The organism is Phytopseudomonas flavescens, from assembly GCF_900100535.1.
Lineage (GTDB): Bacteria > Pseudomonadota > Gammaproteobacteria > Pseudomonadales > Pseudomonadaceae > Aquipseudomonas > Aquipseudomonas flavescens.
Genome location: NZ_FNDG01000007.1, coordinates 281,766 through 289,910 on the forward strand (window position 1 = coordinate 281,766; position 8,145 = coordinate 289,910).

At 62.1% G+C, this 8,145-nt stretch carries 10 protein-coding genes; 1 reads left to right on the plus strand and 9 read right to left on the minus strand.

All coding sequences use genetic code 11. The features are described 5' to 3' along the window. Position 1: 1 nt before the first annotated feature. The 9 genes from BLR94_RS11955 to BLR94_RS11995 are packed head-to-tail and all read right to left on the minus strand — an operon-like array spanning position 2 to position 7,761. A complete protein-coding gene (locus tag BLR94_RS11955) occupies positions 2-1,783 on the minus strand; it encodes a hypothetical protein (protein WP_139207440.1) in 1,782 nt (593 codons plus the stop codon). Next, a complete protein-coding gene (locus BLR94_RS11965; protein WP_084308975.1) occupies positions 1,783-2,358 on the minus strand; it encodes a YmfQ family protein in 576 nt (191 codons plus the stop codon). Before BLR94_RS11965 ends, BLR94_RS11955 begins: the two co-directional genes overlap by 1 nt. Beyond that, positions 2,355-3,425, minus strand: a complete 1,071-nt coding sequence (locus BLR94_RS11970) for a baseplate J/gp47 family protein (RefSeq protein WP_084308974.1) — start codon at positions 3,423-3,425, stop codon at positions 2,355-2,357. Before BLR94_RS11970 ends, BLR94_RS11965 begins: the two co-directional genes overlap by 4 nt. Then, positions 3,425-3,775, minus strand: a complete 351-nt coding sequence (locus tag BLR94_RS11975) for a phage GP46 family protein (RefSeq protein WP_084308973.1) — start codon at positions 3,773-3,775, stop codon at positions 3,425-3,427. Before BLR94_RS11975 ends, BLR94_RS11970 begins: the two co-directional genes overlap by 1 nt. A gap of 56 nt (positions 3,776-3,831) precedes the next feature. Next, positions 3,832-4,110 (minus strand): hypothetical protein, encoded by a 279-nt coding sequence (locus BLR94_RS27155; RefSeq protein WP_139207441.1) that lies wholly within the window; start codon positions 4,108-4,110, stop codon positions 3,832-3,834. A gap of 40 nt (positions 4,111-4,150) precedes the next feature. Beyond that, the gene (locus tag BLR94_RS11980) at positions 4,151-4,675 is read right to left on the minus strand and encodes a phage baseplate assembly protein V (RefSeq protein ID WP_244158148.1); all 525 of its coding nucleotides are present in this window, start codon (positions 4,673-4,675) and stop codon (positions 4,151-4,153) included. A 23-nt stretch (positions 4,676-4,698) separates the two neighbouring features. Further along, entirely contained in the window at positions 4,699-5,823 is a 1,125-nt protein-coding gene (locus tag BLR94_RS11985) for a phage baseplate assembly protein (RefSeq protein WP_084308972.1), read from the minus strand. After that, positions 5,807-7,195, minus strand: a complete 1,389-nt coding sequence (locus tag BLR94_RS11990) for a DNA circularization protein (protein ID WP_084308971.1) — start codon at positions 7,193-7,195, stop codon at positions 5,807-5,809. Before BLR94_RS11990 ends, BLR94_RS11985 begins: the two co-directional genes overlap by 17 nt. Further along, positions 7,192-7,761, minus strand: coding sequence for a hypothetical protein (locus tag BLR94_RS11995; RefSeq protein WP_084308970.1), 570 nt, complete (start codon positions 7,759-7,761; stop codon positions 7,192-7,194). The genes BLR94_RS11990 and BLR94_RS11995 overlap by 4 nt, the downstream gene beginning before the upstream one ends. A 137-nt stretch (positions 7,762-7,898) precedes the next feature. Between BLR94_RS11995 and BLR94_RS12000 the strand changes: the two genes are divergently transcribed. After that, positions 7,899-8,145: leucine zipper domain-containing protein (locus tag BLR94_RS12000; protein WP_139207442.1), on the plus strand; the 247-nt coding region annotated here is incomplete at its 3' end.

Here is an 8,145-nt window from a genome sequence, read left to right on the forward strand (position 1 = left end):
CTCAATAGCGGATGCAGACAAGCGGGTTGATGTTGCGTGGCCGGGTAACACCGACAGAGCCCGTTACTGGTGCAATGCCGGTTGCGGCGGTGAGGGCAGTCGAAGCCGGGCCACTGATGCCACCGGCGCCGGCGCGCAGAAAGCTGGCCGTGCCGAATTCCGAATGGGTATGGCCCTGGAGGCTTTGATCCTGCCAGCTGGCCCACTCGCGGCCGGAGTCGCGGTTCGCGCCGTCATCAAAGCCGCGGCGGAATTCCCCGCGGGCATCGGGCAGCACGAGGTAAACGCCGCCAGGGCTACGGGTGCCGGTGGGGTTGCCAGGATCGGTGCAGCGGTAGCCCCAGGCTGCGGTGGCGTTGAGGGCATCCCCCACATAAATCGCCGCGTCCAGGTCTGGGTAGCCAGCACGCCAGACCGCCGCGCCGTTGGCTTTCAGGGTGCCGGGTGGGGGCGTGCGGCTGAAGGTCTCGATGAGCGTGCCCGGGGCTTCCAGCTCCAGAACGGTACGCATACCGCGGGCGCTGCCGCCGGCGAGCACGAAGCTGTTGAACGCGGCGCCGGTATTGGCGGTGCTGAGGGCGGTGTGGGAGCTCGCCAGCACCTCGCCGGCGATAGCGACCTCCCTGTTCCATGAGCCATGCATCCAACCCGCGTACCAGGCGTAATTTCCGCCATACCCGGCACTCTTGTAGGCCGTGATGGCGAGGCGTGGAATGTATGTGGTGCCACCGAAGTCGAGCCGAATGTTGACCAGCCCGTTTTCGTGGCTCAGAAATGCCCGAACGCCCCCGCCGCCAAGTGGTGAGTGATAGCCCGTGACGAACGCCTGGGGCATGTAAAAAGCCCCTTCGTAGAAATACCAGCTCAGGTGCATTTCGAAAGGCGAGGTGTACCCGCTGATGCAGCCTTTGATGGTCAGATGCGGCATGACGGTGGAGTCAATCGGGATCTTCGTCCTGATCATCACGCCGCTTTCCTGGCCCGACTGGGTGATGTCCAGGCACTCGACGGTGAACTTGCCGGTGAGCGGTTCTGTGCGCCACTGCAGGTCGTCAGTGATGCCATAGCCCGCCAGCGTGCTGGCCTTGTTGGCTTTGGTCTCCAGCGCTGATAGCAGACCACTCACGCCGGCGAGCGGGACTCCGGTCAGCCCGCCGCCGTTACCGTGCAGCACGCCGCCAATGACCACGCCGCCGCCGTTTCTCAACACCTGCACGGCCCAGTTGCCCTGGTCGTTGACCAGGCCGAAGCCGTTGCCGTCGTGATAGACCCAGCCGCGTTGATTGATCCCAATGATCAAATTGGCTGTGCTTTCAATCGGGCCAACCATTGCTCCGCCGCTAAGCGAAAGCTTGTTAGCCAGCCCGCTAAGAATCGTCGCCGAAAAATTTGGATCGTTGCCCAGTGCGGCTGCGAACTCGTTGAGTTGGTTTAGGGCTTCGGGAGCACCGTTAACCAAACTGTTCAAGGCGTCATTAATCGCCTGTGCCAGCTGAGTTTTGGTCGCGCCGTCAGTAATTCCGTAGCCTGCCAACGTTGTTGCTTTCGTCGCCTTTCCTGAGGTGGAGTCAGCGATGAGCTTCAACACGGCCTTAAGCATTTGATCATTTTCTGCGGGTACCAAAGTGATACCTGCGCCCGCTATCAAACTGATCAGCTCGCGCTGAACGGCATTCAGCCAGTCGGCCCGCAACAGCGTCGCAGCGACGCCGCCAGCGGCGTTACCTTCGGTGAACTCGCCATTGCCGTCGGCAGTGTTGGTGCTTTGTCCGATCTTCTGCATCAGTTGGCTCCGTAACCAAAGATCAAGGTGGTGTGGGCCGGCGCCATGGCGCTGAGCCTGCATTCAAGGGATTTATTGCCCCATACGCTAAGCGCTTCGCCGGCAGCGACGCGCCCGGTAACGGCGCGGAATACGGTGGTGGCTGGCGCATTGACCCGCCAGGCGCTTGTCCAGCCGTCGCCGGCAACGGGGTCACCAGCGCGCCCAAGCCCTGCGCGAAATGGCCGGTATTCCGTGATGGTGATGCTGTAGCCGAGGCTGGCGGCCAGCTGGATGTAGTAACGGCGGGATTGGCCGCCGATGCCGCGCAGCTTGGCCAGTACGGCCGCCAGGCGCTGCCCGACTGTGAGCGAGACGTAGGCAAGGCATGGATCAGGTAGTCCCAGCACGCGCTCCCAGTCGCTCAAGCCTGCCGCGTTGTCTGGCCAGATCATGTCGTTCAGACGCTCGCTGGTCAGATTGGCCTGGTCAATGCTGACGGCCTCAGCCTGAATCGATGCGCTCAGAATTGGTGCTGCGTTGTCGTAGGCTTCTGCTGGCAGAAGCGCACGCAGTTGTTCTGCTACAGCGCTCACGCCATCACCCCGAGGGTGACTGTGCCAGGCCTGAGCCAACCCACTGCAGCCGGGTCGGTGGATGCCGCCATATTGCCTGCTGGCACTTGCACCAACCGGTCGGCCACACCCGCTAAGTTGCCCAGGATGGTTTCCACACGACTACGTTTAAGCCCTTCACCTGGCAGAAGTGCGCCTATCTCTTGCTCGAACGCCGCTTGCGCAGCTATTTGCACGTCAGTGAGCAGATAGCCGTCTTCCAGCTCGATGCTGGCGACCACGTTTACGACGGTGACGAGCGGTGCATAGACGAACACCTCGGCGGTGACAGGCCGGCTCTCGTCGATGTGTGCCGCACAGGCTTCAATAACGGCATCAGACGGAATGCCGTCACTTGCCGTGATCACCACATCAACGGTATTGGCGCCGCGCCGCTTAGGCAGCACAGTGGCGGTGGCCACGCCATCGACCTCCAGCGCCCATCGCCGATAGTCGGCCTTGGTGCCACCTGCAGGCGGATTACGGATGATCTCCAGCAGGCGGCTGAGCAGTGAAGCCATGCTCTCTGCATCCGTGCCGCCGATCAAGGCTTCGCTGAGTGTTGCCGTGGAGTCGATGCCCAGCGGCGGGCTGGTTAACAGCAGATTGCCCGCCAAGCCATTGAGGGCGCCGCCAGCGGTTGACGCGATGATTGGCACAACCGTTGAGCCACCGGCACCTATGGTGGCGGCTTGGGTGGTCGTCAGCAGCTCGCCGCTAACGGTGTGCTTGATGGTTGAACCAGTGAGCAGTACGGTGCCAGCCGTGCCGGTTACGGTGGCCTTGCCGATAGCCGCGACAGCGGCCTTCTGCACCAGGCCGCGAATGGAGGCGTGATGCAGCAGCTCTTCTTCGTCGGCCAGGTCTGGGAATATCTGGCGGTACAGCCAGGCCAGCTTCTGATAGATGCCTTCCACGACAGCCGCCACGGCAGCAGAGCGCACGAAGTTGTCGCTGTCGCTGCCGATATCGGCGTCAGGTAGCTGGCTGGATATCTCGCGAAGGATTGCATCGCGGATGGTCGGATAAGTCGGCGCGGTATAGGCCATCAGATTACCTGCACATGGTGCTTGAACGTCTGGGTACGGCCACCGGCATCAGCCACTTCAATAAGAAGCAGCAGGCGACCGTTGTGTGGCTGCTCGGCGGTGACCTCAACGGAGAGCGCTCGCCCGTCATCGAGCAAGCCCTGGAGTGCATCGCGGGTGTATTGCACGGCTAGGCGGGATACCCGAGCACGGTCTTTTTCGCGGCGCAGGGTGTAGAGCAGTGAGCCCAGATCTGGATCAGCCCAATAGCTGCCCAATGGGATCATCAGTCGGAGATAGACGGCGTTCTGCAGCGAGCTGATGCGCTCGCCGGTCAAGTCGCCTGAGAGTGGGGAGATGCCTGCGTCCATAGGCAGGCAGAGTGCCCCGCGTGTGCGCGGGGCGGTGTTTCAGGAGGGTTTAAGAGCTACGTGAGCCGTGCCGCGATTAGTTGAAGTTCGTCTAACTGGCTTTCGTGCAAATAATCTCCAAGAGGATCGCCTTCATCCTGGGCCACCGGCGGAGTCAAGAAGGCACCACCAACTTGATTAGAGTCGCGGCCATCATTCATCAAACCTACAACCGATCCATCATCTAGTAGAGCCCAGGCGGCTACGGGCTCAAAAACTCCGCAGCTTCGTGGGTCAGAGGTATCAGCAACGTAGAACCAACCAGTGCAAGGTGTTATCTGAACAATTTTGGGCATCACCACCTCCTGTCAAAGATCGCGAAACCCTATCACAACCTCACTGCTGAGCGTCTGGTACCGGGGTATTGCCGTGCTTGTGCCCGTTGTACAGCTGCCGATCCTCGCTCATTGCCCGCGTACCATCGCTGATCTCGCCATCGGCCTTGACGTTACCCGTTGCCTCAACGAGCGGCGTTTCAAAGCGAACTTTGGTGCCTGCTTTAACAACCAGGGTTTCGGTCACAACCTCAATCAGGCGCCCCCGTTTGAGGTGGATGTGGTCGCCTTCGTCGGTGTACAGCGCCACCTCCCCATCAGCCAGCTTGACCCGATACCGGCCATCCTCGCTGGCGATCACCACGCTATGCCGAGAGTTGCCACCGACCGGAAGCACGATGTACTCGGCACCGGCCAATGGCGCGGACGTGAACCCGTAGTGCTGCATCAGCTCACCGCTGACAGTTTCGCCAGCGAGCCCCTGCATCTGCACGCTGATCTGTGAGCCCGAATGACTGTTGCGCGCAGCAATGGCTCGGAACGCCTGGCGGACGGCAGAGCGCTCAGCCTTGGCCTGTTCGCGCATCAGTGCGGCCAGCCCCTTAGCCATCAGATTTCACCTGCTGCTTTGCGCATCACGAAGTCCTGTTCGGCATTAGTTTTCTTGCCTTTTCGCTTTTTGCCCGGCCGCGCATCGAGCACCCATGTTTTGTCCTCGCGCAGGTTTAGTTCGGTGATAGCGCCCTGGCGAGTCAGGCGCAGCGTGCGAGACATCAGAAAAAAAGTGCCGTCGACCTGGTGCGGTTCGCTCTTCACGATAACGCGCTGACCAGGTGCCCAAATTTGGCCCTTGCCGTTGCGGTGGCCATGAACAACCGCGCGGATGGCAAAGCCATCCAGACGACTGTCGGCCAGCAGCTTGCGGGCGCGTGTAGTTGCCATGTCCTGGCTTTCGCTGGCGCTGTCGATCACCACCTTGGGGCGAAAGATTCCGCGCTTAGCCAAGGCCTCGTCACGCACCACTGAACTGAGGTTACTGCGGCTAGTGTCGTAACCGTCATTGTCGTATTGCCCGTGTTGGCCCAATAAGGTGATCTGGCTGTAGCGGCCCGGCATCGAGCGGCGGACGGCTAAGCGCTGCACGTTATTGCCATGGCCATCACGGCGCATGATCAATGTAGCGACCGGGGCGGCCTCATAGTCCGGGCCGCCAACAATCAGCCGGCCATCAGGTTCCATCCAGGGCCAAAGGCCGTTGGCCTCGGCCACCTGCAGCAGTGCTTCCCAAGCTGTCTGGCCTGGCTCGATCTGCACACGTCGGCTTATGCCGGTTTTGGTGGCACGGACGTCTACTTTGTCGATGCCCAACGGCTTAACCACCTGGCTGATGATGTCGCTCAATGAGGCCTCGCGTAGAGCTACGAACGGTGTCGAGCAGTCGACCAGAATGCTGGCCCGGTCGCGGCCGGTGATGCGTACGGTGTGGCCCTGGCGGGAGATGTCTTCCTCGATCTCGTCGATAACGCCAGTCAGCACGCGGTCGCCGTCGAGGGTCAGGCTGCAGGGCGCGCCCTCGGCCAGGGCGGCTGGCAAGGCGCCGCCACCTTCGGTAAACACTTCCAGCTCGAAGGCATCGCTTGGGGTCAGCAAGTCGCTTTCCACCGACCAGCCGTCCCAGTGTTCGTGGGCATGGCCGCCGATGGTTAGGCGGATGGTTTTACTTGGCGTAGACACGAAGCACCTCGCCAGCCTGCACCGAGTACGGGGTGCGTAGTTGCGGGTTGAGGCGCAGCAGCTCAGCCGAGCGGCTATGGTCGCCGTACCAGCGATGGGCAAGCAGGCGCAGGCAGGCGGCGGATTCAACCTCCCGGTTTACCAGCGGTGGCCGCTGGAGCACCACCTGGCGCGCTGTTTCCTGAATCAAGCCAGCCACCGCCCGTAGTGGCTCGATAACGCGCAGCGCCTGCTCGACGCCATACAGACGGCGGTGCAGCACGATGGCGGCTTGTGCCAAACCGCGCGCCGACCCCACCAGCAACTCCAGCTCGGCTGGGCTCAGGGTCGGCTCTGATCTTTCAGCATCAAGAATTAGTGCCACTGCCGATGCCTGAGCCAGGGCCAGCTCTGTCATAACCAGTACGACCAGACCCCAAGCGCTGGCGCGCACTGGATCGGTAGCCGCCAGGGCTGGCTCCAGCAGGTTTTCGGGCACGGCATCCACTGAGGCGGCTGGCACTTCCAGCCCCTGGCGAGCAGCCAGGATGAACGCGCTTGCGGTTCGTGCGGCCTGAGCGTCCAAAGTCGAGCCGCCAGGCATCACTGATGGCAGGTTGTCCAGGGCCAGCAGTGAGCGTGCAAGCACCAGGGGCTCGCTGCCTTCGGGGGCTACCGCCGCGCTGATCGCAGATCGGATCTCGACCGGCGTGCGCGGAATGTCCAGCAGCGGGTCGAAACTGGCGGCCGAACTATTGCCACTGCCTGGGCGTAACATACCCAACACGCCGGACAGAATGCCGCCGATCTGGGTACGCAACTGCGCCAGGCGCAGGCCGATACCCGGCAAGCCCAGGATGTTCTCCAGCAGGCCGACCCAGCCGCCACCGATCCACTGTTGCACAGTGGCCACCAGCACATCGAGCTGGCCGAACAGATCCAGCAGACCGTCTTGCCAAGTAGGGCCAGTGTCGCCATCGAGCACGCCCACGTCGACGAACTCAAACTGGCGTTCAAAGAATGGGTTACCCGGCGTGCGCTCAAGGAAGTTGAGCGACACCTCAGCATAGTCCGGGCGTTCGGCGTCGTGCTGCACTGTCCAGTCCTGGGCGACGACATCAAGGCGGCCATAGATGGGATGAATCAGCGCACCAGGGCCGGCCGTGTCCAGCGCCTCGAGCAGATTCTGCAGCTCGATCTCGTAGTTGATGCCGAACATCACCACGTTCATGGCGAAGCGACGGGCAGCACGGCCTAAGTCTTCCACGTCGTCGCCGTCGCGATAAGGCACGCCGTGGCTGCTTAGGGCGCGTTGAGCCTGCAGGTTCTCGTTTTTGACCTGGAGCGTGACGCCCCGGTAACTGGCATCGAGCAGCGTTTCTTCCCAACTCATTGGCCGCGCCTCGCTTGAATACCGGCCCGGCGTTCAACGTCGGCATAGATCAGGTCAGAGTCGGTACGCACCTCAACCACCAGCGGCTGGCCAACCAGGGCCTGCATCTGGGTGACCAGGCTCTGCATGGCAGCGGCGATATCAGGCGTGACGATGGGCTGCGCGGCATCCGCCATTACCATGGGGCGGCTTTCAAGCTGCGCCGCTGCCGCGCCGGCCCATTGGCCTGGGTTGTCGCTGGTGATGCGCTGTACGTTGTCGCGGAACTGCTGCGAGTTGGTGTCGTTCAGCAGATCCACCCCGGTGGCCGGACGTTCGCTGATGGCGATCCTCAAGCGCGTGTTCAGATCGGTCGCCCAGGTGCTGGCGTCGGCCATGGAATGCCCCTGAGTCGTCAGGCCGGTTTGCTGGTAAGCGAGGCGCTGGGCGTTGTCGTTCAGCCAGGCCTGGCGCTCGCCATAGTTTTGGCCCTCGGGCGCCTGGTCGGCCAGGGCGATGCGGTTACGCAGGAACGACTCCTGGTAGGTTTTTTGGCCATCGGTCAGCAGCTTGTTTCGGGGCAGCATAGCCAGACGCGCTGCGTCATCTTGAGCGCTCGACGCGCCGCCAATCTGGCCTAGCTGTGATCTCTCAGTAGGTTGTTCATCCGGGGCATTCCCGGAATTCTGGAAGTGCGACCAACCAAGCACTCCAGGAGCCCCGGATGAACCTACATAAACATGCCCGTCTTACACCTCGAGGTCGAGCCCTTCTTATCCAACGTATCGAGCAAGGCTTGCGTGTCGAAGATGCTGCGCAGGCGGCGGGCGTAAGCGTTCGAACCGCCTACAAATGGCTCAGACGTTTTCGGGAGGAAGGTGAGGCGGGTCTGCAAGATCGTTCATCGCGACCCAGACACTGCCCACACGCCACTTCAGACGCTTTGCGTGAGCGTCTTGTCGAACAGCGCC